General features: G+C 72.1%; 20 protein-coding genes and 1 tRNA gene. 12 read left to right on the top strand and 9 right to left on the bottom strand.

Annotation, left to right across the window (positions count from 1 at the left end; translation table 11 throughout):
- Positions 1-144: 144 nt before the first annotated feature.
- Genes ACH4S8_RS38930 through hutU form a run of 3 tightly spaced genes read right to left on the bottom strand, consistent with a single transcriptional unit; the run spans position 145 to position 4,393 of the window.
- The gene (locus ACH4S8_RS38930) at positions 145-1,503 is read right to left on the bottom strand and encodes a formimidoylglutamate deiminase (RefSeq protein WP_398402924.1); all 1,359 of its coding nucleotides are present in this window, start codon (positions 1,501-1,503) and stop codon (positions 145-147) included.
- Entirely contained in the window at positions 1,500-2,723 is a 1,224-nt protein-coding gene (locus ACH4S8_RS38925; protein ID WP_398402922.1) for an allantoate amidohydrolase, read from the bottom strand. The genes ACH4S8_RS38930 and ACH4S8_RS38925 overlap by 4 nt, the downstream gene beginning before the upstream one ends.
- Positions 2,720-4,393: a urocanate hydratase gene (gene hutU / locus ACH4S8_RS38920; protein WP_339129758.1), complete on the bottom strand. Its 1,674-nt coding sequence runs from the start codon at positions 4,391-4,393 to the stop codon at positions 2,720-2,722. The genes ACH4S8_RS38925 and hutU overlap by 4 nt, the downstream gene beginning before the upstream one ends.
- A gap of 179 nt (positions 4,394-4,572) precedes the next feature.
- Between hutU and ACH4S8_RS38915 the strand changes: the two genes are divergently transcribed.
- From ACH4S8_RS38915 to ACH4S8_RS38895, 5 genes are all read left to right on the top strand, one after another.
- Entirely contained in the window at positions 4,573-5,943 is a 1,371-nt protein-coding gene (locus ACH4S8_RS38915; protein ID WP_398402919.1) for a diaminopimelate decarboxylase, read from the top strand.
- Positions 5,944-6,215: 272 nt separating this feature from the next.
- Positions 6,216-6,623, top strand: coding sequence for a hypothetical protein (locus ACH4S8_RS38910; protein WP_037628227.1), 408 nt, complete (start codon positions 6,216-6,218; stop codon positions 6,621-6,623).
- Complete coding sequence (locus ACH4S8_RS38905) at positions 6,620-7,432, top strand: transcriptional regulator (protein WP_398402917.1); 813 nt, start codon at positions 6,620-6,622, stop codon at positions 7,430-7,432. Before ACH4S8_RS38910 ends, ACH4S8_RS38905 begins: the two co-directional genes overlap by 4 nt.
- A 65-nt stretch (positions 7,433-7,497) precedes the next feature.
- Entirely contained in the window at positions 7,498-8,016 is a 519-nt protein-coding gene (locus tag ACH4S8_RS38900) for a roadblock/LC7 domain-containing protein (protein ID WP_398402915.1), read from the top strand.
- Between the two features lie 14 nt (positions 8,017-8,030).
- Positions 8,031-8,405: a hypothetical protein gene (locus tag ACH4S8_RS38895; RefSeq protein ID WP_355763800.1), complete on the top strand. Its 375-nt coding sequence runs from the start codon at positions 8,031-8,033 to the stop codon at positions 8,403-8,405.
- Between the two features lie 30 nt (positions 8,406-8,435).
- Here the strand turns inward: ACH4S8_RS38895 and ACH4S8_RS38890 are convergent, their stop codons facing one another.
- Together ACH4S8_RS38890 and ACH4S8_RS38885 are read right to left on the bottom strand one after the other, a co-directional pair.
- Positions 8,436-9,023: a hypothetical protein gene (locus ACH4S8_RS38890; RefSeq protein ID WP_398402912.1), complete on the bottom strand. Its 588-nt coding sequence runs from the start codon at positions 9,021-9,023 to the stop codon at positions 8,436-8,438.
- Positions 9,024-9,197: 174 nt separating this feature from the next.
- The gene (locus ACH4S8_RS38885; protein ID WP_398403019.1) at positions 9,198-10,067 is read right to left on the bottom strand and encodes a MurR/RpiR family transcriptional regulator; all 870 of its coding nucleotides are present in this window, start codon (positions 10,065-10,067) and stop codon (positions 9,198-9,200) included.
- A gap of 342 nt (positions 10,068-10,409) precedes the next feature.
- Here ACH4S8_RS38885 and ACH4S8_RS38880 point away from each other — a divergent pair, with 342 nt between their 5' ends.
- Positions 10,410-10,847, top strand: a complete 438-nt coding sequence (locus ACH4S8_RS38880; protein ID WP_398402907.1) for a hypothetical protein — start codon at positions 10,410-10,412, stop codon at positions 10,845-10,847.
- A gap of 639 nt (positions 10,848-11,486) precedes the next feature.
- On the opposite strand, the gene ACH4S8_RS38875 is transcribed toward ACH4S8_RS38880, so the two are convergent.
- Positions 11,487-12,881, bottom strand: a complete 1,395-nt coding sequence (locus ACH4S8_RS38875) for a cystathionine beta-synthase (RefSeq protein ID WP_398402905.1) — start codon at positions 12,879-12,881, stop codon at positions 11,487-11,489.
- Positions 12,882-13,024: 143 nt separating this feature from the next.
- Here ACH4S8_RS38875 and ACH4S8_RS38870 point away from each other — a divergent pair, with 143 nt between their 5' ends.
- From ACH4S8_RS38870 to ACH4S8_RS38860, 3 genes are all read left to right on the top strand, one after another.
- Complete coding sequence (locus ACH4S8_RS38870) at positions 13,025-14,053, top strand: SGNH/GDSL hydrolase family protein (protein ID WP_398402903.1); 1,029 nt, start codon at positions 13,025-13,027, stop codon at positions 14,051-14,053.
- Positions 14,054-14,552: 499 nt separating this feature from the next.
- On the top strand, positions 14,553-15,773 hold the full coding sequence (locus tag ACH4S8_RS38865) for an acetyl-CoA C-acetyltransferase (RefSeq protein ID WP_398402901.1): 1,221 nt from the start codon (positions 14,553-14,555) through the stop codon (positions 15,771-15,773).
- 282 nt (positions 15,774-16,055) lie between these two features.
- The gene (locus ACH4S8_RS38860) at positions 16,056-16,862 is read left to right on the top strand and encodes a hypothetical protein (RefSeq protein WP_398402899.1); all 807 of its coding nucleotides are present in this window, start codon (positions 16,056-16,058) and stop codon (positions 16,860-16,862) included.
- Between the two features lie 53 nt (positions 16,863-16,915).
- Here ACH4S8_RS38860 and ACH4S8_RS38855 read toward each other — a convergent pair whose 3' ends face one another.
- Positions 16,916-17,227 carry a hypothetical protein gene (locus ACH4S8_RS38855; protein WP_326787337.1) on the bottom strand — a complete coding sequence of 104 codons (312 nt, stop codon included), beginning with the start codon at positions 17,225-17,227 and terminating at the stop codon, positions 16,916-16,918.
- A gap of 104 nt (positions 17,228-17,331) precedes the next feature.
- Between ACH4S8_RS38855 and ACH4S8_RS38850 the strand changes: the two genes are divergently transcribed.
- Positions 17,332-17,562 carry a DUF4287 domain-containing protein gene (locus ACH4S8_RS38850; protein WP_398402896.1) on the top strand — a complete coding sequence of 77 codons (231 nt, stop codon included), beginning with the start codon at positions 17,332-17,334 and terminating at the stop codon, positions 17,560-17,562.
- Positions 17,563-17,713: 151 nt separating this feature from the next.
- On the opposite strand, the gene ACH4S8_RS38845 is transcribed toward ACH4S8_RS38850, so the two are convergent.
- Both ACH4S8_RS38845 and ACH4S8_RS38840 read right to left on the bottom strand, forming a co-directional pair.
- Complete coding sequence (locus ACH4S8_RS38845; protein WP_398402894.1) at positions 17,714-18,595, bottom strand: Bax inhibitor-1/YccA family protein; 882 nt, start codon at positions 18,593-18,595, stop codon at positions 17,714-17,716.
- Between the two features lie 498 nt (positions 18,596-19,093).
- Positions 19,094-19,176, bottom strand: a tRNA-Leu gene (locus ACH4S8_RS38840).
- Positions 19,177-19,674: 498 nt separating this feature from the next.
- Between ACH4S8_RS38840 and ACH4S8_RS38835 the strand changes: the two genes are divergently transcribed.
- Both ACH4S8_RS38835 and ACH4S8_RS38830 read left to right on the top strand, forming a co-directional pair.
- Entirely contained in the window at positions 19,675-20,445 is a 771-nt protein-coding gene (locus tag ACH4S8_RS38835; protein WP_398402892.1) for an ABC transporter ATP-binding protein, read from the top strand.
- A 286-nt stretch (positions 20,446-20,731) separates the two neighbouring features.
- The gene (locus tag ACH4S8_RS38830; protein WP_398402890.1) at positions 20,732-23,260 is read left to right on the top strand and encodes an ABC transporter permease; all 2,529 of its coding nucleotides are present in this window, start codon (positions 20,732-20,734) and stop codon (positions 23,258-23,260) included.
- The last annotated feature ends 83 nt before the right edge of the window (positions 23,261-23,343 follow it).

Here is a 23,343-nt window from a genome sequence, read left to right as displayed (position 1 = left end):
TTGTGTGGCGCCCTGGGGGGTTTTGGGGGGGGGGGGGGGGGGGGGCCCGGGGGGGCCCGGGGGGGGGGGGGGGGGGGGGGGGGGGGGGGGGGGGGGGGGGGGGGGGGGGGGGGGGGGGGGGGGGGTCCCCCGCCCGCCCGGGAGTCAGGAGCGCAGCGCCTGGACGGCGTCCGCGAGCGCTGTCGGCACATCGGGGACGAGCGTGTGCGCGCCGTCGCGTACGACGTGCCGGCCCGCCACGACCGTGTGCCGGACGTCGGCGGCCGTGGCCGCGAATACGGCTGTCTCCGCGCCGAGGCGTGGCACCGGTCCCGCTGTCCTGACCGAGTCGAGGGCGATCGTCGTGAAGTCGGCGAGCGCGCCCGTCTCGATGCTGCCCGCGTCGTCCCAGCCGAGGGCCGCGTGGCCGTCGGCGGAGGCGGCGCGCAGCAGGGCGGCGGCCGTCCAGTGGCCGCGGGTGCGGGTGCGCAGCCGTTCGTTCAGCTCCATCGCGCGGGCCTCTTCGAGGAGGTCGATGACGGCGTGGCTGTCGGAGCCGAGGGAGAGGGGTGAGCCCGCGGCCTGGAGGGCGACGGCGGGGCCGATGCCGTCGGCGAGGTCGCGTTCGGTGGTCGGGCACATGCAGGTGCCGGTGCCGGAGCCGCCGAGCAGGGCGATGTCCTCGTCGGTGAGGTGCGTGTTGTGGACGCCGGTGGTGCGCGGTCCGAGGACGCCGTGGTCGGCGAGCAGCCGGGTGGGGGTGCGGCCGTGGGCGGCGAGGCAGGCCTCGTTCTCGGCCGTCTGCTCGGACAGGTGGACATGGAGCGGGGCGCGCCGCTCCTCGGCCCAGCGTGCCACGGTGGCGAGCTGTCCGGCGGGCACGGCCCGTACGGAGTGGATCGCCGCGCCGATCCGTGCGTGATCCCGGTCCTTGAGAAGTGAAGAGCGTTCCGCCCAGGCCTCCGCGGTGCCGTCGGAGAAGCGCCGCTGGTGCGGGTTGGGCGGCTGCCCGAAGCCGGAGGAGAGGTAGGCCGCATCGAGCAGGGTGATGCGGATGCCCGCGTCGGCCGCGGCGGCGATGAGGGCCTCGCCCATGGCGTTGGGGTCGGCGTAGGGGGTGCCGTCGTGGGCGTGGTGCACGTAGTGGAACTCGCCCACGGCGGTGACTCCGGCGAGCGCCATCTCCGCGTACACCGCGCGGGCCAGCGCGTGGTAGGTCTCCGGGGTCAGCCGGTCCGCGAAGGAGTACATGATCTCGCGCCAGGTCCAGAAGGTGCCGGAGCCGACCTGGACGGTGCCGCGCAGGGCGCGGTGGAAGGCGTGGGAGTGGGCGTTGGCGAGACCGGGGAGGGTGAGTCCGCGCAGGATCTCGGCGCCCGGCGGCGGGGTGGCGACGCCGGTGCGAACGTCGGTGATCCGGCCGTCCGTCCCGGAGCCGGAGCCGTCGGCCGACACGGTCACGGTGACGCCCGGCTCGACGTGGGTGCCGAGCCAGGCGTGTTCCAGCCAGTACGTCTGTGTCACCTGCAGGCCAGCCCTTCGAGTACGTCGGCGAGTGCGGTCACCCCGGCCACGCAGTCGTCCTCGGCGGCGTACTCGGCCGGGGAGTGCGAGACGCCCGTGGGGTTGCGTACGAACAGCATGGCGGTCGGGACGGTGCCGGAGAGGATTCCGGCGTCGTGTCCGGCCCCGGTCCCGAGCACGGGGACGTTCAGGGCGGCGTCGCGTTCCTTGCCCAGGATGCGGGCGAGTTCGTCGCGCAGCGCGTGCTCGAACTCGACGACGGGGGTGAACGACTCGCGGATCACGTCGAGTTCGACGCCCTGCGCCTCGGCGTACTCGCGGGCCGCCTTCTCGACGCCGCCCACGACCGTGTCGAGGGTCGCCTGGTCGGCGGCGCGGGAGTCGAGCCAGCCGCGCACGAGGGAGGGGATGGCGTTGACGCCGTTCGGCTCGACGGCGATCTTGCCGAAGGTGGCGACGGCGCCCGCGAGCCGGGCTTCGCGGCGGGCGGCGAGGACGGTCTCGGCGTACGGCAGCATCGGGTCGTGGCGGTCCACGAGCCGGGTGGTGCCGGCGTGGTTGGCCTCGCCGCGGAAGTCGAAGCGCCAGCGGCCGTGCGGCCAGATGGCGCTGGCGATGCCGACCTGGTCACCGCTGAGGTCGAGGGCGCGGCCCTGCTCGACGTGGAGTTCGACGAACGCGCCGATCCGGCCGAGCCGTTCGGGATCGGGGCCGATGGCGGTGGGGTCGTATCCGGCGCGCTCCATGGCCTGCGGCAGGGTGATGCCGTCGGCGTCGGTGAGCCGGTGCGCCTGTTCGACGGTGAGCTGTCCGGCGGCGAGCCGGGAGCCGACGCAGGCGAGGCCGAACCGGGCGCCCTCCTCGTCGCCGAAGTTGACGATGGCGAGGGGCTTGGTGAACCGGACGCCCCGGGCGCGGAGTTCGTCGAGTGCGGCGAAGGAGGAGACGATACCGAGGGGGCCGTCGAAGGCGCCGCCGTCGGGCACGGAGTCCAGGTGCGAGCCGGTGACGACGGCGTCCCCTTCGGCGGGGTCGCCGAGCCAGGCCCACTGGTTGCCGTTGCGGTCGAGCTCGCAGGTGAGCCCGCGGGACTCGGCCTGCTGCCGGAACCAGGCGCGGCAGTCGGTGTCGGCCCCGGTCCAGGCGAACCGGCGGTAGCCGCCGGAGGCGGAGCTGCGGCCGATCGGCAGCAGCTCCGCCCACATGCTGTGGAACGTCACGCGTCGCCGCCCTCGTGACCTTCGCGCATCGGGATGCGCACGCCGCGCTCGTCCGCGACGGACTCGGCGATGTCGTAGCCGGCGTCGACGTGGCGGATGACGCCCATGCCGGGGTCGTTCGTCAGGACGCGGCGGATCTTCTCGCCGGCGAGCTTGGTGCCGTCGGCGACGGAGACCTGCCCGGCGTGGATGGAGCGGCCCATGCCGACGCCTCCGCCGTGGTGGATGGAGACCCAGGAGGCGCCGGAGGCGACGTTCACCATGGCGTTGAGCAGCGGCCAGTCGGCGATGGCGTCGGAGCCGTCGAGCATGGCCTCGGTCTCGCGGTACGGGGAGGCGACGGAGCCGCAGTCGAGGTGGTCGCGGCCGATGGCCAGGGGGGCCGCCAGCTCACCGGAGGCCACCATGTCGTTGAAGCGCTCGCCGGCCTTGTCGCGCTCGCCGTAGCCGAGCCAGCAGATACGGGCGGGCAGGCCCTGGAAGTGGACGCGCTCGCCGGCCAGCTTGATCCAGCGGTGCAGCGACTCGTTCTCGGGGAAGAGGTCGAGGATCGCCTTGTCCGTCTTGTGGATGTCGGAGGCCTCGCCGGACAGGGCCGCCCAGCGGAAGGGGCCCTTGCCCTCGGAGAAGAGCGGGCGGATGTAGGCGGGGACGAAGCCGGGGAAGGCGAAGGCGCGGTCGTACCCGGCCAGCTGGGCCTCGCCGCGGATGGAGTTGCCGTAGTCGAAGACCTCGGCTCCGGCATCCATGAAGCCGACCATGGCCTCGACGTGCCGGGCCATGGACTCGCGGGCGCGGGTGGTGAAGCCGGCCGGGTCCTTGGCGGCCGCGTCGGCCATGTCGTCGAAGTCGACGCCGACGGGGAGGTAGGCGAGCGGGTCGTGGGCCGAGGTCTGGTCGGTCACGATGTCGATGGGCGCGCCCTCGGCGAGCATGCGGGGCAGCAGCTCCGCCGCGTTGCCGAGCAGGCCGATGGAGAGCGGCTTGCGCTGGTCACGGGCTTCGACGGCGAGCTGGAGGGCGTGCTCCAGGGAGTCGGCCCGCACGTCCAGGTAGCGGTGCTCGATACGGCGCTCGATGGCGCGCGGGTCGACGTCGATGCAGATCGCGACGCCGTCGTTCATCGTCACGGCCAGGGGCTGGGCGCCGCCCATGCCGCCGAGGCCGGCGGTGAGGGTGATCGTCCCCGCGAGGGTGCCGTTGAACTTCTTCGCGGCGACGGCGGCGAAGGTCTCGTAGGTGCCCTGGAGGATGCCCTGGGTGCCGATGTAGATCCAGGAACCGGCGGTCATCTGGCCGTACATGGTCAGGCCCAGCTGCTCCAGGCGCCGGAACTCCTCCCAGTTCGCCCAGTCGCCGACCAGGTTGGAGTTGGCGATGAGGACGCGCGGGGCCCACTCGTGGGTCTGCATGACGCCGACGGGGCGGCCGGACTGGACGAGCATCGTCTCGTCCTGCTTGAGGGTCCGCAGCGTGCGGACCATGGCGTCGAAGGAGCGCCAGTCACGGGCGGCCTTGCCGGTGCCGCCGTAGACGACGAGCTTGTCGGGGTGCTCGGCGACCTCGGGGTCGAGGTTGTTCTGCAGCATCCGCAGGGCGGCTTCCTGCTGCCATCCCAGGGCGCTCAGTTCCGTACCGCGCGGCGCTCGGACGGGGCGGGGTCCTGACATGGTCTGCCTCCTAGCGGACTGTTTCTGTAGATATTCACATCCTGACTTCTTGAATAAGACTAGTCAATAGGCGCGCGGCGCGGCGCGCGCTCCCGCCGGATGTTTGGCTGGGACGCATGGGCGCAGACATGGACAGGGCAGGGGACCGGACGGGCGACCACGGGGCGGACGGGGCTGCGATGTCTTCGGTGGAGGACGCGGACGTGACACGGGCGGCGCGGCGGGACGATGCCGTGCGGGCCGCCGTGGAACAGGGGATCCTCGCCCCGGACCGTCCCGTCGTCGCGCTCCTCGACGTGACCGGCATACGGGCCTCGGCCGCCGCGCTGCACGCCGCCTTCGACGCGGTGACCGCCCCCGGCACCCCGGTCCTGCACGCCTTCGCGGTGAAGGCGACCCCCCTCGTACCCGTCCTGAGGCTGCTGCGCGAGGAGGGCATCGGCGCGGAGGTGGCGAGTCCCGGAGAGCTCGCGCTCGCCACGGCGGCCAGGATCCCGCCCGGGCGGACCGTGCTCGACTCGCCGGCCAAGACACCCGCCGAACTGCGCCGGGCGCTGGCGCTGGGCATCGCGGTCAACGCGGACAGCCGGCAGGAGCTGGACCGCATCGACGCCCTCGTCCGCTCGGCGGCCCCCGGCTCCCCCATCGCCTCCCCTGTCGGAATCCGGGTGAACCCGCAGGTCGGCGAGGGTTCGATCGAGGCGCTGTCCACGGCTACGGCGACCTCCAAGTTCGGGGTCGCGCTGCGGGACGAGGGGGCGCGCGACTGGATCGTACGGGCGTACGCCGACCGCCCCTGGCTGACCCGGCTGCACGCGCACTCGGGCTCGCAGGGCATGCCGCTGGCACTGATGGCGCGGGGCGTGGCGGAGACGTACGCGCTGGCGGAGGAGATCAACCGGCACGTGGGGCGACACCAGGTCGACACGGTCGACATCGGCGGCGGACTGCCGGTCGACTTCGGCTCCGACGCCACGGCACCGACGTACGCGCAGTACGCGCGGCTGCTCGCGGAGGCGGCACCGGGACTGTTCGACGGGCGGTACGGACTGGTCACCGAGTTCGGGCGGTCACTGCTGGCCAAGCACGGGACGGTACTGACCCGGGTCGAGTACACGAAGTCCGCCGGGGGCCGGGCGGTCGCGGTCACCCACGCCGGGGTGCAGGTGGCGACCCGCACGGTGTACGTGCCGGGGGCGTGGCCGCTGCGGATCGCCGCGTACGACGCGCAGGGCCGGCCGAAGACGGGGCCGGACGTCGTCCAGGACGTCGCGGGCCCGGCCTGCTTCGCGGGCGACCTGCTCGCCGAGGGCCGCCCGCTGCCGCTGCTCGAACAGGGCGACCACGTGGCCGCGCTGGACACCGGCGCGTACTGCTTCGCCCACCACTACGCCTACAACTCCCTGGCCCGCCCCGGCGTCTACGGCTTCGCGCCGGCCGGCGCGAACACGGCCGGCCCGCGTTTCGCGGTCGTACGGGAGCCGCAGACCCTGGCCGAGATCGTCGCCGAGTCGGGCGGTCCCCACACCGGGGCACTCACCACGCTGTGAGCGAGGTTCAGCCCCTGCGGCCGACCGGTACCCCCAGGGCGCACGCGAACCGCGCGCACCCACTCGCACCCATGTGCGCCCCCGTCGCACCGCTTCAGGGCAGCACAAATCGACCCCACGAGGTTTGGGACCGCCTGAGAATGTGGTCAGCTGACCCACCTTAGTCACCGCGGGCATTTTCCACAGGAAAATGCCGGATCACTCCCTTCCCGTGCACACAGTGCGTAACTTCTTCGTCACTCGGCCGAACCCTTTGGCGGGAGGGAGACACGGTGCCCGGTATCGACGAGTGCCTGCTGGAGGCCATGACACTGCCCGGGGCCCGGGGCGCCTCGGTGGTCGACTGGACCAGCGGCCTGGCCCTGGGCACGGTCGGCGACGCTCCGGGCGACGACCACGAGACGACCGCGGCGGAGGCCGCCGAGCTGGCCCGGCTCGCCGCGGAGAACCGATCGTTCGCCCCCAAGGGCGGCTCCGACTGGTCCGAGTGGTCCGACCAGGAGACCCCGATCGAAGACCTGATCATCAGCAACCGCGACAGTTACCACGTCCTGCGGTTCGTCCGGACCGCCTTCGACAGCAGCGTGTTCCTGCACCTGTGGCTGGCCCGCTCGGACGGCAATCTCGCCCTGGCCCGCATCCGGCTGGGCGAGATGGCCGGACGGCTGGTGCTCGTATGACGACCGTCAGGACACCTCCCCCGCCCCGGCTCCCGATACGGGACACGGCACCGGGCGCCGCCGGCGGCGTCTCGCCGATGCTCAGCCGGCTCGCCGACGAGCGGGCCACCGGCGTCCTCATCCGCGAGCGCGGCACCCTCTATCTCGCCGACGGCGAGGTGGTCCACGCCGAGAGCCCGGCCACACCCGGGCTCGACGTCCTGTTCTCCGTCCCCGGGGTGCTGGCGCCCGAGGTGTGGCGGGAGGCCGTCGCCACCGCAGGCGCGCGCCGCCGGGTCGGCCGGTTCCTGATCGACAGCGGGCGGATCGCGGAGGGCGCGCTGGAGCTGTGCCACCTCGGCTCCCTGTACGACGCCGCCTACTTCGTCCTCGGGCCGAGCAGCACCCCGAGCCGCTTCCGGTACGGCGCCGCGCACTGGTTCGGCCCGCTGCGCCCCGTCCCGGTCGCCGCGGTGGAGCGCGAGACGGTGCGCCGGCGTGAACTCCTGCACCGGATCTGGCCCGACCCGGCGACCGACACCGCGCCGCTGCGGCGCGCCCCCCTCGCCGCGGGGCCGACGGTGCCGCTGCGCCAGGAAGCCGTCCTCGGCCGGGTGGACGGCGTCCGCACGGCGGCGGACGTGTCCCTCGCGCTGGGGCGGCCCGCCTTCCACACGCTCGTCGACCTGCGTCGGCTCGCCGCCGCCGGACTCGTGACGGCAGCGCCCGTACCGCAGCCGCTCCCCCCGCCCAGCGTGCTCACACAGACCTCCGCCGATCCCGACGTCGCGTTGCTGCGACGGCTCAGAGACGCGCTGGAGGCCTTGTGAGTCCCAACCCCGCGGGAGGCCTTGTGATCCGCGCGCTACGACAGCGTGCCGAGAGGAGACTGCTGATGGCGGCGGAGGCCGAAGTCCTGGACGAACTCCATCGGCTCCGGGCCCGGGTGCCCCAGCTGACCGGAGCCCTCGCGGCCAGCGCCGACGGTCTCGTCCTCGCCCACGACACACCCGGCGTGGAGCCGGACGGCCTGGCCGCGCTCACCGCGGCCGCCCTGGGGGTCGCCATACGCATGACCGAGTCCACCGGCCACGGCGACCTGCGCGAGCTGCTGGTGCGCGGCGTGCACGGCTATGTCGCGACGTACGCGGCGGGCAACTCCGCCGTGCTGACGCTGCTCGCCCAGGACCGGGTCAACGTCGGCCGGTTGCACCTGGAGGGGCGGCGCTCCGGCACCCGCATCGGTGAACTCGTCGACGCCGCCACGGCTCGCGGCGAACCGGCCGCCGAACCGGCCAAGCCCTCCGCCAAGCCTTCCGCCAAGACCCCGCTGCGCACGCGCACCCCCCGCGGCACAACCCCGCGGTCCACATCCACTCCTGCCACCAACCACCCGAGAACATCAGAGAGTTGAAGGAGCACCCCATCATGACGAACACCGAGACCGCGCTCAAAGAGGCACTGGCGTCCATCGAGGGCGCGACCGGAGCGGCCCTCGTCGACTACACCAGCGGAATGGCACTGGGCACGATCGGTGGCAGCAAGAGCTTCGACCTCACGGTCGCGGCGGCCGGCAACACCGACGTCGTCCGCGCCAAACTCCGCACCATGGAACACCTGGGGCTGAAGGGTGACATCGAGGACATCCTGATCACCCTCTCCGACCAGTACCACCTGATCCGGCTGATGAAGGGCCGGGGCGGAAACGGCCTCTTCCTGTACCTGGTGCTCGACCAGAAGCGCGCCAACCTGGCGATGGCCCGGCACCAGTTGAAGAGGATCGAAGCCGATCTGGAGATCTAGTTCCAGCCACCGGGTCCGGTTCCGTTCCGGTCAGTGACGCCGTGCCCCACCGGGCGCGGCGTCACCCGCCGCCACTCCGGTGGCCCGGACGGCCCGGACCGGCTTGCCCACGGGGGCACCGGCGCGCGGGCCCAGCCAGTCGACGCGCACCCAGATCAGCGCCTGCTCGGCACGCTCCAGACGCCCGAGCCCGGCGGCCTTCCACCACAGTCCGACGCCCGCGCCGGCGAGCAGCATGCCGCCCGCGGCGGGCACGGCGAACGAGCTGCCCAGCGCCGCGGCGAAAGCGAGCAGCAGCCACCAGCGGTGTCCCCGGCGCCAGTTGCGCAGGGTCACGGCACGGTCCTGGAGCACATCGTGCTTGCCGGCACGGGCGGCGGCGCGCACCAGGGAGCCGTACCGGCCCTTGCGCCAGTACGCCACCACGGGCGCCGTGACGAGGAACAGCGCGGCCCCCGCCATGAGGCCGATCCTGCGCCCGGTCAGTCCGGGGAGCAGCGCTCCGATCCCGGCGGCCATCACTCCGCACCACCACAGCGGTGCGGCTCCCGCCCGCACCACGACGGCCACCCGGGCCAGCCCCTGTCCTCCGCGCACCACGATCCGCCTCCCGTCCATGCGCCTGCACGTCCACAGGCGCGCCGACGACGGCCGTCACGCCCGTATGCCCTCGGCGGGCAGGCTAGCCACGGAAGGTGAGACGCGTCTGAGAAACGTCCGGATCGCCGCCGGGCGCCCGGGAGAACGCCTCGACTTCACGAACAACCCGCTCTCCTTCGCGAACGGGCCGCTCTACTCCACGAACAGCCCGCGTGAGGCAGCCCGCGCGTCGAACTGCTCCAGGCGCGCCTGGGCGTCCGGCAGGTCGTCGCACATGGCCTCCAGCAGAACGCGGCCGAGCAGCATCGGCGCGCACGCCGTGTCGAACGCGAGGCCGGTGCCGACGGCGGCGGGGAGCAGCAGGTCGGACACCTTCGCCACGGGCGCGAACGCCGAGTCGGCGACCGTGACGACCGTCAGCCCGGCCTCCTTCGCGTAGCCGAGGGCGTCGACGACCTCGCGCGGGTGCCGGGGCAGCGCGAAGCACAGCAGGGCCGTGGCCCCGGCGCGGACGGCCGCGTCGATGCGGTCCTGGAGCATCGTGCCGCCCTCGTGCAGCAGCCGGACGTCGGGGTGCACCTTGGCGGCGAAGTAGGCGAAGCCGTAGGCCTGGGAGGCGGCGGCGCGCAGCCCGAGGACGGGCAGCGGGCGGGACGCGGCCAGCAGGCGTCCCGCCCGCGCGACCGGACGCGGATCGGCGAGCACGGCGGCGAGGTGGCGCAGGTTCTCGATCTCGGCCTCGACGGCCTGCTGGTACTCGTTGTACGAGGCGGTGTCGGCGGCGGGTTCGGCGGGCGTGACCTCGCGCAGGTGCTTGCGCAGCGCGGGATAGCCGTCGAAGCCGAGCGCGACCGCGAAGCGGGTGACGGAGGGCTGGCTGACTCCGGCGAGTTCGGCGAGTTCGACGCTGGACAGGAACGGCACGTCGGTGGCGCTGCGCACCATGCTGTGCGCGATGCGCCGCTGGGTCGGGGTGAGCCGGCGTCCCTCGAAGAGGGTCTGGAGCCGTCCGGCGGGGCTGTCGCTCACACTCGTGTCGCTCTCCACGCCGCTGTCACCCATCACGTTGCGGACCCCCATCGCCCTGCCGACCCCCGTCACCTTGCCGACCCCGCCCTCGTCGGCGCCGCCCTCGCCGCCGTCCTCGGACCTGTCGCTGCCCCGCGCGGCGAGCGAGGCGAAGGCCGCCTGTTCCCCGACGCCCCGGGAGAGTACAGCGTGGCCGGACGGGCCGGGTGCGTCGACGACCGGGACATCGGACGCACCTCCTGCTATTCAGGTATCGCCAACTCTGCATGACGATATGCAGACCGGGCAAGGGGCGCCTTCCGGGGGCTCGGCCCAGCCGCAACAGGGGGGCTGTCCCCAGTGCCACGCGCGCCTCGGCTGCCTAACGTGATGAACATGACCGGTATGAACGCCCGCCATGACGACGCGGAGCTGAAGAAGGAACTCGACGCCACCCTGCACGCGCGCAGGGAACTCGGCGAAGAGTACGAGTCCGCGCTGGTCGACTCCTTCCTGGAGAAGGTCGAACAGCGCCTCGACAGTGCCGTCGACCGTCGGGTGCGTCGCCGGCTCGCCGAGCAGCAGATGGTGGTGGCGCGCGACGCGCGTTCGCCCCAGTCGGCCGACTCCTGGGGTGAACGCTTCGGTTTCGGGATCGTCTCGCTCGTCCTCGCGATCCCGCTGTCCGCGATCGGCGTGGCGAACGCGGACCTGCCCGGACTGCTGGTCGCCTGGGGCGGCATCGTCGGGGTGAACGTGGTCCAGGCGGCGCGCCTGTCCCCCGGTTTCTTCGGCCGCCGCAGGTCCCGGCCGGAGTCGGACTGGGAGGAGTAGGCGCCGGAGGGGGACGCCGGTGAGCGGGGAGAGCGGGAAGGCATGCCGGGAAGCGGACGTCGCCGGACGGGAAACGGGCCGCGCGGGGGCCCGTACCGCATACGAAAGGGCCCGGCACTCGTGACGAGTGCCGGGCCCTTCGGCGTATTGCGCGGGGACCGCCGCACCCCCGGTGAAGGGGGGCGGGACGACGGCGGTCCCCGCGGGGGACGCGGGCCGGGTCAGGACCGGGCTGGCGCGTCCTAGGCGTCCATGGAGGTCCGGGAGCCGCTCCGGAGGTCCTTGGCGCCGTATGACGCCGGCCTGGGCGGGGAGCCGCTCCCGCCCTGCCGACACCCACTAATGTGCCGGACCCGTGTTAAGCGGGTGCTGCGCGGACGTGACGCGCTCGTACCACTTCCGCGAAGTTCGCCCCGGCCGGAGCCGGAAGATCCACACGGATCCGGCACTTCGGCCAGAAAATCCCGCGCCGGCCCCGGACGACCGCACGATGTGCGCCCGATGCCACCCGGAGCGCCACCCGTACGCCCTGGTCATCCGCCCGGCGACCGGGCCGGACCACCGACCCCCGCCCGCCGGCCTGCGACCGGGCCCGACCGGTGCCCATGGCCCCCGGTGATCTCCCGGGGGCCCGGGCGGTCAGGCCTTGGCGCCGCCCTTGGCCAGGAAGGACAGCAGGTCCTGCCGGCTGACGACCCCGGTGGGCTTGCCCTCGACGAGGACGATCGCCGCGTCGGCGCCGCCGAGCACGGCCATCAGGTCGCCGACCGGCTCGCCGGAGCCGACCTGCGGCAGCGGAGAGGACATGTGCTTCTCCAGCGGGTCCTCCAGGGAGGCCCGCTTGGTGAACAGCGCGTCCAGGAGCTCGCGCTCCACGACCGACCCGATGACCTCGGCGGCCATCACGTCCGGGTGACCGGCGCCCGGCTTGACGATCGGCATCTGCGAGACGCCGTACTCGCGCAGCACCTCGATGGCCTCGCCGACGGTCTCCTCCGGGTGCATGTGGACGAGCGAGGGGATCGAGGCGCCCGCCTTGTCGTTCAGCACGTCGGCGACACGGGCGCTCGGGCCGGTGTCCTCCAGGAAGCCGTAGTCGGCCATCCACTCGTCGTTGAAGATCTTGCTGAGGTAGCCGCGCCCGCTGTCGGGGAGCAGCACGACCACGACGTCGTCGGGGCCGAGGCGCTCGGCGACCCGCAGCGCGGCCACGACGGCCATGCCGCAGGAGCCGCCGACGAGCAGCCCCTCCTCCTTGGCCAGCCGGCGCGTCATCTGGAAGGAGTCCTTGTCGGACACCGCGACGATCTCGTCGGCGACCGTACGGTCGTAGGCGGTCGGCCAGAAGTCCTCACCGACGCCCTCGACGAGGTAGGGCCGGCCGGAGCCGCCGGAGTACACGGAGCCCTCGGGGTCGGCGCCCACGACCTGCACCTTGCCGTCGCTGGCGTCCTTCAGGTACCGGCCGGTGCCGGAGATCGTGCCGCCGGTGCCCACGCCCGCGACGAAGTGCGTGATCTTCCCCTCGGTCTGCTCCCACAGCTCGGGGCCGGTGGAGTGATAGTGCGAGAGGGGGTTGTTCGGGTTGGAGTACTGGTCGGGCTTCCAGGCACCCGGGGTCTCCCGCACCAGCCGGTCGGAGACGTTGTAGTACGAGTCCGGGTGCTCCGGGTCGACCGCGGTGGGGCAGACCACGACGTCGGCCCCGTACGCGCGCATCACGTTGATCTTGTCGGTGGAGACCTTGTCGGGGCACACGAAGATGCACTTGTACCCCTTCTGCTGCGCCACGATGGCGAGGCCCACGCCGGTGTTGCCGCTCGTCGGCTCGACGATCGTGCCGCCGGGCTTGAGCGCGCCGCTCTCCTCCGCGGCCTCGATCATGCGCAGGGCGATGCGGTCCTTCACGGATCCGCCGGGGTTGAAGTACTCGACCTTCGCGAGGACGGTCGCCTGGATGCCCGCGGTCACGCTGTTGAGTCTCACCAGCGGGGTGTTGCCGACGAGACTGATCATCGAGTCGTGGAATTGCACCGTTGTCTCCGGAGCTGCGTTTTCAACAGGAATGGTCTCGCCAGCCTACGGCCCTGAGCAGCCGTTCACCCGCGGTTGAGATTGGCCCACCCGCTCTTCGGGGCAAGCAGTGGTTGTACGGCTACAGGAGGTGGCGGCGACGGATGTCGAGCATGTCGAGGGCGAGGGTGGCCCGGCGGATCGCCGCGGGTGCGGCGTACGGCGGGGGCGGCGTCGGTCTGGTGGGGGCGGCGGCCGTCGGTCTGGTGCTGGCCGAGGTTCAGCTGGCGAAGCGGCATGTGGGCAACGGACACGCTCCCTACGCCCCGCGCGCCGACGGTCTCTACGGGTACGACTACACCGGCGCCCCCGACGGCGAACCCCCGCTGCGGCTGACGATGCTCGGCGACTCGACGGCCGCCGGCCAGGGCGTGCGCAGGGCCCGCCAGACTCCGGGGGCGCTGCTGTCCTCCGGGCTGGCGGCGGTGGCCGAGCGGCCGGTGGAGCTGTGCAATGTGGCGCTGCCCGGCGCCCAGTCGGACGACCTGGACCGCCAGGTCGCGCTCGCCCTCACCGACACCTCCCGACTCCCCGACGTCTGCGTGATCATGATCGGGGCGAACGACGTGACGCACCGGATGCCGCCCACCCGCTCCGTGCGCCATCTGTCCGCGGCGGTACGCAGGCTGCGCACGGCCGGTGCGGAGGTGGTCGTCGGCACCTGTCCCGACCTGGGCACCGTCGAGCAGGTCCAGCAGCCGCTGCGCTGGCTGGCGCGGCGCGCGTCCCGCCAGCTGGCCGCCGCCCAGACGATCGGGACGGTCGAGCAGGGCGGCCGCACGGTGTCGCTGGGCGACCTGCTGGGTCCGGAGTTCGCCGCGAATCCCCGTGAGCTGTTCGGGCCGGACCACTACCACCCCTCGGCCGAGGGGTACGCCACCGCGGCCATGGCGATCCTTCCCACGGTCTGCGCGGCGCTCGGTCTGTGGCCGGCCGACGAGGAGCGTCCGGACGTCTCGCGTCACGAGGGGTTCCTGCCGGTCGCGCGTGCGGCGGCGGAGGCGGCGTCCGAGCCGGGTACGGAGGTCACGGCCGCGATGCCGACCGGACCGCGCGGGCCGTGGGCCCTGCTGAAGCGCCGCCGCCGCCAACGCCTCCCGGCGACGGACCCGGCTCCGACCCCCTCGAACTGACTCCTCCGGGGTCACCAGGGGACCTCTGGGGGCCCAGGCCCGTCCCCGCCCGCGGGCCCGCGGGGGCCGGCCGCGCAGTTCCCCGCGCCCCTGACCCCATCACCCCGACCCGGCGCCGAGCGGCCAGCCCCGGTCCGGCCAGCCCCGGTCCGGGCAGGCCCGTACCCGGCCGCGGCTCCGCAGGGGCCGGTCGCGCAGTTCCCCGCGCCCCTGGGTTCCTCACCCGACCCGGCGGAATCAGGCAGGCCCCGGGAAAATTCAGCCCCTCCGGCGTTTGAGGAGCGGGGTCCGGGGCGGAGCCCCGTGGGGGGTGGCCCGACAGAGGGTTCCGGACAGCCCCGGCGGGGGAAAACACCCCCAAAAGGCGCCCCCGCCCGAAAAAAGCAAGCGCTTAGAAAAGTGCGGCCGGTGTCACACCCCCGCACCGGTGACCTCGACGGTACGTACGGGTAACTTCCCAAGCAGCCCCGCACACTTCCCGTACGCCAATGGAGCCGTGATGCCCGAAGCCGTGATCGTCTCAGCCGCCCGCTCCCCGATCGGCCGCGCCTTCAAGGGCTCTCTGAAGGACGTGCGCCCCGACGACCTGACCGCCACGATCATCCAGGCCGCCCTCGCCAAGGTCCCCGAGCTGGACCCGAAGCTCATCGACGACCTGATGCTCGGCTGCGGCCTCCCCGGCGGCGAGCAGGGCCACAATCTCGGCCGCATCGTGGCCGTGCAGATGGGCATGGACCACCTCCCGGGCTGCACCATCACCCGTTACTGTTCCTCCTCGCTCCAGACCTCCCGCATGGCCCTGCACGCCATCAAGGCCGGCGAGGGCGACGTCTTCATCTCGGCGGGCGTCGAGATGGTGTCGCGGTCCGTCAAGGGCACCTCCGACGGGATGCCGGACACCCACAACCCCCTCTTCGCCGACGCCGAGGCCCGTACGGTCGAGGTCGCGCAGTCGGAGGGTTCGACCTGGCACGACCCGCGCGAGGACGACCGGATCCCGGACGCGTACATCGGGATGGGCCAGACCGCCGAGAACCTGGCCCGCCTCAAGGGCGTCACCCGCCAGGACATGGACGAGTTCGGCGTCCGCTCGCAGAACCTCGCCGAGGAAGCCATCAAGAACGGCTTCTGGGAGCGCGAGATCACCCCGATCACGACCCCGGACGGAACGGTCGTCAGCAAGGACGACGGCCCGCGCGCGGGCGTGACGCTGGAGGCCGTCCAGGGCCTCAAGCCGGTCTTCCGCCCCGACGGCCTGGTCACCGCGGGCAACTGCTGCCCGCTCAACGACGGCGCCGCGGCCCTCGTGATCATGTCCGACACGAAGGCCCGCGAGCTCGGTCTGACCCCGCTCGCCCGCATCGTCTCGACCGGCGTCACCGGCCTCTCCCCGGAGATCATGGGCCTCGGCCCGGTGGAGGCCAGCAAGCAGGCGCTCAGCCGCGCCGGCCTCACCGTCGACGACATCGACCTGTTCGAGATCAACGAGGCCTTCGCCGCCCAGGTGATCCCGAGCGCCCGCGACCTGAACATCCCGCTGGACAAGCTGAACGTGAACGGCGGCGCCATCGCCATCGGCCACCCCTTCGGCATGACCGGCGCCCGCATCACCGGCACGCTCATCAACAGCCTCCAGTTCCACGACAAGCAGTTCGGCCTGGAGACCATGTGCGTCGGCGGCGGCCAGGGCATGGCGATGGTCATCGAGCGCCTCAGCTGAGCACGCATACCCGTTCCCGTGACGGGTTTTGAACCCAGCGTGAACGAATCGGCCCAGAAGCCCGGAACCACCGGGCCTCTGGGCCGATTTGTGATCCAATCCCTTCCAAGATGTGACCTATGTCCCCTCGGATGGGTATTTCCGCAGGTCAGATGCGTGCACGACTAAACCTGGGGCACAAAGTCCTGTCCTGTTCGTGACGTTACGCACTGACAGTTTGATGGTTCGCCCTTCAAGCTGATGTAGGAAGTCGGGGGCCGACTTTGAACCGGGAGTACGTCAGTGAGCGCCATGCCGATTGCTCTGCTGCTCACCACCGCCGCAAGCGCGGCCGTGGGCGTCGCCGTTCTGCACACCCTGCGGGGGGTGCGCCGGCAGGTCGCAGCCCTGCACAGCGAACTCGTCGCGAGCCGTGCCAGTACGGCGCGGGCTCTCGTGCCCGCGGCGCGCGGATCCGCCGACGCGGACGAGATACGCACGGCCGTGGCCGAGGCGCTGGCCGAGGAGCGGGAGCGGGAGCTCGCCGAGGCGCGGGCCTTCTGGGCCGCCCAGGAGGCCCGTGACGCCTCCGACGCGCCCTCGCTGCTCGGACTGCCGGACAGCGAGCTGTTCCTGCCGCGCCACTCCGACTTCGTGGGCCTGGACCACCTGGAGCCGGTGGCCGAGACCAACACCGACCTGGAGGAGTTCCTCCAGACCGGTACCGCCGGTGATTCCCCCGAACTCGCCGCGGCCCGCCGCCGTCATCCCTCGCACCCGGACTTCGTCCCCGTCCAGTCACCCGTGGTGAACGACCACGAACGCACGGTGGCCCGCCTGGAGGAGCTCGCCGAGTCCGGCACGGAACTGACGGACGTGCGCCCCGGCCCGCTCGGCACCCTCGACGTCTATGTCTTCGCCGACGGCACGACGCTGTGCATGACCCCCGGCCACCGCGAGACCGCGCAGCGGCTCGCCGCCGCCCTGACGGCGGGTGAGACCCCGGTCCTGCTCGGCGGCTCCGGCGTCTCGGGCGCGTACGCGCTGACCTTCGCCTTCGGCGAGGAGAGCATCTACATCCTGGCGGACCGCGTCATAGCGTCCTTGTAGCGTCCGCCCCCCAGGGGCGACGACACCCCGCGCGCCGGAGTCGACCGAGAGGGTCAGACCCCGGCGCGTTTCTGTGCCTCGGCCACGAGGGTGACTGCTTCGGCCAGTTCCTCCTCGTTCTTCAGTACGAGGGCCAAGTCGTGCGCGGCGACCGTGATTTGGTCGGCGGCGGCGAACATCCCGGCGTCGGGCATCTCCCGGGGCTCGCCCGACGGGTCCTCGACCCGCTGGGCGCGCAGCGCGAACTCCCTGGCCAGCCCCAGTGCCTCGGCCGCGGCGCTGCGTTGCAGACGGCTCTGCGGGGCGGCCCGCAACCGGTCGGCGAAGTGGTCCACGGCTCGGGTCAACGGCGTCGTATCCAGCACGCCGCGAGACTACGCGCAGCGGCGGGACTGTTGCCAACAACCCAACCCTCAGGCACGGTGGCGTGAAGGACCGGCTTACATCCCCTTTGCGTTCGGAGGCGCCGATGTCCCAAGTCTTCTCCGAGGAGACCCATCGCAACCTGCTCGCCCGCATCCCCCGCTGCACCGGTCGTGAGATCTCCGACTGGCTTCGCACCGTCGACGAAGGACCTGCCCTCTTCCGCTTCGAGGAGAAGGTCAGCTGGCTCCGCTCCGAACACGACCTCGCGTACGGACACGCCAAAGCGATCATTCACGAGTACGACCTGAGGAGGGCCGCGCGCAAACTGCTGTGAGCGCGCACCACCGAGACGACAGGTGTCCGACGACAGGTACCCGACGACACGCACGTGCCGACCGGCACCCCATGACGAAGGGCCCGCGAACTGGTGGTTCGCGGGCCCTTCTTTCAGCTCACCCGGCGGCCCGTGCGGCCGCCGGCGCCGACTAGTCCCTGCCGCTGAAGATGGCGACCAGCCGCAGCATCTCGACGTAGATCCACACAAGGGTCATGGTCAGGCCGAACGCGGCCAGCCAGGCCTCTTCCTTGGGCGCACCGTAGGTGATGCCGTCCTCGATCTGCTTGAAGTCGAGGGTCAGGAAGAACGCGCCGATCAGGATCGCCAGGATGCCGACGATCGCGCCGAGCGGGCCGCTGCTGCGCAGTCCGCCGTCCGGGGCGACACCGAAGACCACCAGCAGCAGGTTCACCGCCATGACGGCGACGAAGGCGATGGCGATGGTGATGCCGATGCGCGCGTACCGCGCGGTCACCCGGATCCAGCCCGCCTTGTAGACGAGCAGGGTGGCACCGGCGACCGCCATCGTGCCGAGCACGGCCTGGAAGGGCGCGCCGTGCCACACCGCGTTGTACATCTCGCTGATGACGCCGAGGAAGATGCCCTCGAAGGCGGCGTACGCGATGATCAGCGCGGGCGTGGCGGTGCGCTTGAAGGACTGCACGAGCGCGAGCACCATGGCGATCAGCCCGGAGCCGATGGCCAGGTTGTAGCTCGTGCTGGAGACCGGCAGCAGCGTCCAGGCCAGGACGGCGCCCACGACGACGGTGCCGAGCGTCATGGCCGAGCGCACGACGACGTCGTCCATCGTCATACGGCCGGTGGTGACCGGGGCCTGCGGCGGAGCGCCGTGCTGAAGGCCCTGCTGCGCGTACGGGTTCTGCGCGTAGGGGTTGCCGCCCTGCTGTGCGTACGGGTTCCCCTGCGTGCCGACAGCGGGTCCCCCGGCCTGCGGCGCCGCGTTGAAGCCCGCGTAGCCGTTGTCGCGGCTGAACCCCCGTCGCGAGAAGACCGGGTTACTGCTCCTCATTTCACTCCTCCATGGCCACCTCGCGCGGCCTTGGGCTCAAGAGTAATAGGTAGGCAAAGGAATGACCCTAGTGCTTGAGGAGGATCTTTCCCTTGTTGTGCCACCGTACGCGTGTGTCTCCGGCCACGCCCGCACTGGTACTAAGCCGTGACACCGGCGCGCGGGAAATCGACGTCACCACACCCGCACGCCCCCTCAAGCCCCCCTCGATCCCCGGCTGTTCCCGACCGGACCGCGAACTCGATCCCGGCGCGGTGCGGCAGCCGGGCCGGCGGCAACCCGGTGGGTCCGGCCCCCGCGATCCCCACGGCGCTACCCGTCGGCCCCCGCCCGGCCCGTTCGCTCCGTGAATTTTCCTTCACCAGGCCGACGCCGACGGGAGGCCGCGAAAGGGGCACGGGGGCATGAAGGGGGTGGTGACGACCGGGGATGCGGCCGGCGGGCCACACCGGGAGTGTTCCGGCTGTGGCCCGCACCCTGCGCCGCAGGGGCGGGAAGTGCCCGGAACCGGACTTGAACCGGTACGCCCGCGAGGGGCAGCGAGGTTTAAGCTCGCCGTGTCTGCATTCCACCATCCGGGCAGACCATGGGCTCCGCATCGAGGTTCCGAGCCTATCGGGGCGCGTCCCCCGAACAGCGGGCGTGCGGACCGATGTTGTCTTATTTTATTGACGTCTGAGGATGCATCAGCACGCCGCACAGGCCGTCAGCACTTGCGCCAACAGCCTCTCGGACGCGCTGGGCCCATGTACGCGGATTGACGGAATTTCACCGTCCGAACGCGATCACGGCGAGCCTCGCACCGGTGCCGGACGCACTTCCGGGAGCGCGGCCGCGCGGCGCGCTCCCCCGGGACGCTCACGGAGGGTCCGTCGGCGGGTCCTCGGGCGCTCGTTCGCGGCACCCGACCCGGACGGCTCTCAGGGAGTTCCGTCATCCCCAGGTATGACACGGCCGCTCCCCGTCCGACCCGAGGCTGCCCCCGGAACCGGAACAGCGGGTGACGACATGCCGCCGACCGGCACGGACGATGGAACACGTCCCCATCACCGTCGTCGTCCCGACAGGAGCACCCTCCCGTGACCACCACTCACCTCGCCGGCACAAGCACCGCGGTCGCAGCCCGCGCCACGGAACTGTCGAAGGTCTACGGGCAGGGCGAGACCCAGGTGGTCGCGCTCGACCGGGTCACCGTCGACTTCCGGCAGGCCGAGTTCACCGCGATCATGGGCCCCTCGGGGTCGGGCAAGTCCACGCTGATGCACTGCGTGGCGGGACTGGACACCTTCTCCTCCGGCTCGGTGCGCATCGGCGACACGGAACTGGGCTCCCTGAAGGACAAGCAGCTCACCAAGCTGCGCCGGGACAAGATCGGTTTCATCTTCCAGGCGTTCAACCTGCTGCCGACGCTCAACGCCCTGGAGAACATCACCCTCCCGATGGACATCGCGGGCCGCAAGCCCGACAAGGAGTGGCTGGACCGTGTCATCAAGATGATCGGTCTCGCGGACCGGCTGAGCCACCGCCCCTCCCAGCTCTCCGGCGGTCAGCAGCAGCGCGTCGCCGTCGCCCGCGCCCTCGCCTCGCGCCCCGACATCGTCTTCGGCGACGAGCCCACCGGAAACCTCGACTCACGCTCGGGCGCGGAGGTCCTCGGGTTCCTGCGCAACTCCGTGCGGGAGCTGGGCCAGACCGTGGTGATGGTGACGCACGACCCGGTGGCCGCCGCCTACGCGGACCGGGTCGTCTTCCTCGCCGACGGACGGATCGTCGACGAGGTGCACGAGCCGACCGCCGACTCCGTCCTGGACCTCATGAAGCAGTTCGACGGCAAGGGCCGCACCAGCTGACACCCCGCCGGACCGCCACAGCGCTGCGACGCCACAGCGCCGCACCGACCGGCCCGGCGCTCCGGCCGCCCTCTCCGGCTCCCTTCCACCGCGCCCCGGCGCGCCCGCCCGGCCCGCTTCGCCACCGGCCCCTCCCGCACCTTCGCGCACGGCCTCCCGAACCACCGTGCACGGCCGCCGCGTCCGAGGCCCCGGCCGCCCGCGCCTCCCCCGGCCTTCCTTCGGCCCTCCCGCGAACCCCGCGCCCTCCCACGCCCTCCCGCGAACTCCTGGACTGAGAAGACCCATGTTCCGTACCGCCTTGCGCAACGTCTTCGCGCACAAGGCCAGGCTCCTGATGACCGTGCTCGCCGTCCTGCTCGGCGTCGCGTTCGTCTCGGGGACCCTGGTCTTCACCAACACCATCTCGGACGCCTACCAGAAGAGCTCCGCCAAGGGCTTCGACCAGGTCGACGTCGCCATCCGCCCCGAGAGCACGGCGGACACGGGCGACACCGTCGGCAAGAGGCACAAGCTGACCCGGCCCCTGCTCGACAAGGCGGCCGGTGTGCCCGGGGCCGCCTCCGCGATCGGTGTCGTGAACGGCTTCACCGCCATCGCCGACAAGCACGGCAAGCTCATCGGCGGCGGCTTCCAGTCGCAGGGCGGCAACTACTGGGGCGACAAGGACCCCCGCTATCCCCTGACGGCCGGGCACGCGCCGCACGGCGCCGGTGAGATCGCGATCGACACCGAGACCGCGAGGCGGGCCGGCTACGAGGTCGGCGACACCGTCCGCCTGTCGGTCGACGGCCCCGTCCTGAAGCCGGTCGTCGCCGGCATCTTCCGCACCGACGACGGCAACGTGGCCGCGGGCGGCAGCCTCGCCCTGTTCGACACGGCGACCGCGCAGCGGCTGTTCCACTCGGCCGGCTCCTACGACGAGATCGACGTGAAGGCAGCGCCGGGGACCAGCCAGAGCGCGCTGCGCGCTGCGATCGACGCCGTCGTGCCGAAGGACACCGCCTCCACCACCACCGGCCAAAAGCTCGCCGACGACCAGGCCGAGCAGATCTCCGCGGCGATGAGCGGGATGAAGACGGGCCTGCTGGTCTTCGCCGGGATCGCGCTGTTCGTCGGCACGTTCATCATCGCCAACACCTTCACCATGCTGGTCGCCCAGCGCACCAAGGAACTCGCCCTGCTGCGCGCCGTCGGCGCCTCCCGCCGCCAGGTCACCCGGTCGGTGCTGATCGAGGCGTTCGTGGTCGGCGCGGTCGCGGCCGTCGGCGGGCTCGCCGCGGGCGTCGGCATCGGCGCCGCGATGCGCTCCCTGATGGGCACGCTCGGCGCCACGGTGCCGGACGGCCCGCTGGTCGTCTCGCCCGGCACCGTCGCCACGGCGCTGCTCGTCGGCGTCCTCGTCACGATGCTGGCCGCGTGGCTGCCGGGCCGCCGGGCCGCGAAGATCCCGCCGGTCGCCGCGATGAGCAGCGTCCACGCGAAGGCGACGACGAAGTCCCTGGTCCTGCGGAACACGATCGGCGCCGTGTTCGCGGCCGCGGGTGTCGCCGTGGTCCTCTACGCCACGACGATGGACGGCTCGGACGGCCAGGCCCCGATGGGACTGGGCGCGGTGCTGCTCATCCTCGGCGTCTTCGTCCTCACCCCGCTGCTGTCCCGCCCGCTGATCGCCGCGGCGGCCCCCGTCCTGCGGGTCTTCGGGATCTCCGGCAAGCTCGCCCGGCAGAACTCGGTGCGCAATCCGCGCCGCACCGCCGCCACCGCCTCGGCTCTGATGATCGGTCTCACGCTGATCACCGGCATGACGGTGATGGCGGGGAGCCTGCAGAAGTCGATCGACAAGATGGCCACCTCGGCGATCAGGGCGGACTACGTCGTGTCGATGGCGAACGGCAACTCCCTCTCCCCGGACGTCGAGAAGAAGCTCGCCGCCGTCGACGGGGTCACCGACACCAGCCCGCTGCGCAACGCCCCCTCCCGCATCGACAAGCAGACGGAGTTCCTGACCGGCGTCAACGGCGCGGCCATCGGCAAGCTCACCGACCTCTCCGTCACCGACGGCTCCTTCACGGTCGGCGGCAAGAGGGTCGTGGTCGACTCGGACACGGCGAAGTCCCATGGCTGGAAGGCCGGTTCGGACTTCCGGGTCTCCTACGAGGACGGCGCGAAGGAGAACCTGACCGTCGCCGGGGTGTACGAGGCCAACGAGGTGATGCGGGGCATCATGCTCGACGACGCCACCCTCGCCCCGCACCAGCGGGACGCCTCCGACATGCAGGTCATGGTGAAGACGGCGGGCGGCGCCTCGGACGCGACCAAGGACCGGCTGGAGAAGGCCCTCGGCGACAATCCGGCCGTCAAGGTCCAGGACAAGCAGGACTTCTCCGACAGCATCGCGCAGATGTTCACGCTGATGCTGAACATGCTCTACGGCCTGCTCGGGATGGCGGTGATCGTCGCCGTCCTCGGGGTCGTCAACACCCTGGCGATGTCGGTCTTCGAGCGCTCGCAGGAGATCGGGATGCTCCGCGCGATCGGCCTGGACCGCAAGGGCATCAAGCGGATGGTCCGCCTGGAGTCCCTGGTGATCTCGCTCTTCGGCGGCGTCCTCGGCATCGGTCTCGGCGTGTTCTTCGGCTGGGCGGCCGGCGAACTGCTGGGCAGCAGGATGTCGACGTACGAACTGGTGCTGCCCTGGGGCCGGATGGCGCTCTTCCTGCTGCTCGCGGCGACGGTCGGCATCCTGGCGGCGCTCTGGCCAGCCCGCCGGGCGGCCCGTATGAACATGCTGACGGCGATCAAGTCCGAGTAGCCGGACACGAGGAGGCGGCCGGCGAGGGACCGCCGGCGGCCCGGAGACACAAGGGGCCCGCTCCGTCCGGAGCGGGCCCCTTC

It is taken from the genome of Streptomyces sp. NPDC021080 (assembly GCF_044333225.1).
Lineage (GTDB): Bacteria > Actinomycetota > Actinomycetes > Streptomycetales > Streptomycetaceae > Streptomyces.
Note: the sequence above shows the minus strand (reverse complement) of the source record. Positions and strands in the feature narration are given on the sequence as shown.

Excerpts from the sequence above, each read along its gene's own strand:
- ACH4S8_RS38890 (WP_398402912.1), bottom strand. The coding sequence starts at position 9,023 with ATGGACGGGAGGCGGATCGTGGTGCGCGGAGGACAGGGGCTGGCCCGG.
- hutU (WP_339129758.1), bottom strand. The coding sequence starts at position 4,393 with ATGTCAGGACCCCGCCCCGTCCGAGCGCCGCGCGGTACGGAACTGAGC.
- ACH4S8_RS38845 (WP_398402894.1), bottom strand. The coding sequence starts at position 18,595 with ATGAGGAGCAGTAACCCGGTCTTCTCGCGACGGGGGTTCAGCCGCGAC.
- ACH4S8_RS38885 (WP_398403019.1), bottom strand. The coding sequence starts at position 10,067 with ATGGGTGACAGCGGCGTGGAGAGCGACACGAGTGTGAGCGACAGCCCC.
- ACH4S8_RS38905 (WP_398402917.1), top strand. The coding sequence starts at position 6,620 with ATGACGACCGTCAGGACACCTCCCCCGCCCCGGCTCCCGATACGGGAC.
- ACH4S8_RS38870 (WP_398402903.1), top strand. The coding sequence starts at position 13,025 with ATGTCGAGCATGTCGAGGGCGAGGGTGGCCCGGCGGATCGCCGCGGGT.
- ACH4S8_RS38895 (WP_355763800.1), top strand. The coding sequence starts at position 8,031 with ATGACGAACACCGAGACCGCGCTCAAAGAGGCACTGGCGTCCATCGAG.
- ACH4S8_RS38900 (WP_398402915.1), top strand. The coding sequence starts at position 7,498 with ATGGCGGCGGAGGCCGAAGTCCTGGACGAACTCCATCGGCTCCGGGCC.
- ACH4S8_RS38915 (WP_398402919.1), top strand. The coding sequence starts at position 4,573 with ATGTCTTCGGTGGAGGACGCGGACGTGACACGGGCGGCGCGGCGGGAC.
- ACH4S8_RS38850 (WP_398402896.1), top strand. The coding sequence starts at position 17,332 with ATGTCCCAAGTCTTCTCCGAGGAGACCCATCGCAACCTGCTCGCCCGC.
- ACH4S8_RS38865 (WP_398402901.1), top strand. The coding sequence starts at position 14,553 with ATGCCCGAAGCCGTGATCGTCTCAGCCGCCCGCTCCCCGATCGGCCGC.
- ACH4S8_RS38830 (WP_398402890.1), top strand. The coding sequence starts at position 20,732 with ATGTTCCGTACCGCCTTGCGCAACGTCTTCGCGCACAAGGCCAGGCTC.
- ACH4S8_RS38880 (WP_398402907.1), top strand. The coding sequence starts at position 10,410 with ATGACCGGTATGAACGCCCGCCATGACGACGCGGAGCTGAAGAAGGAA.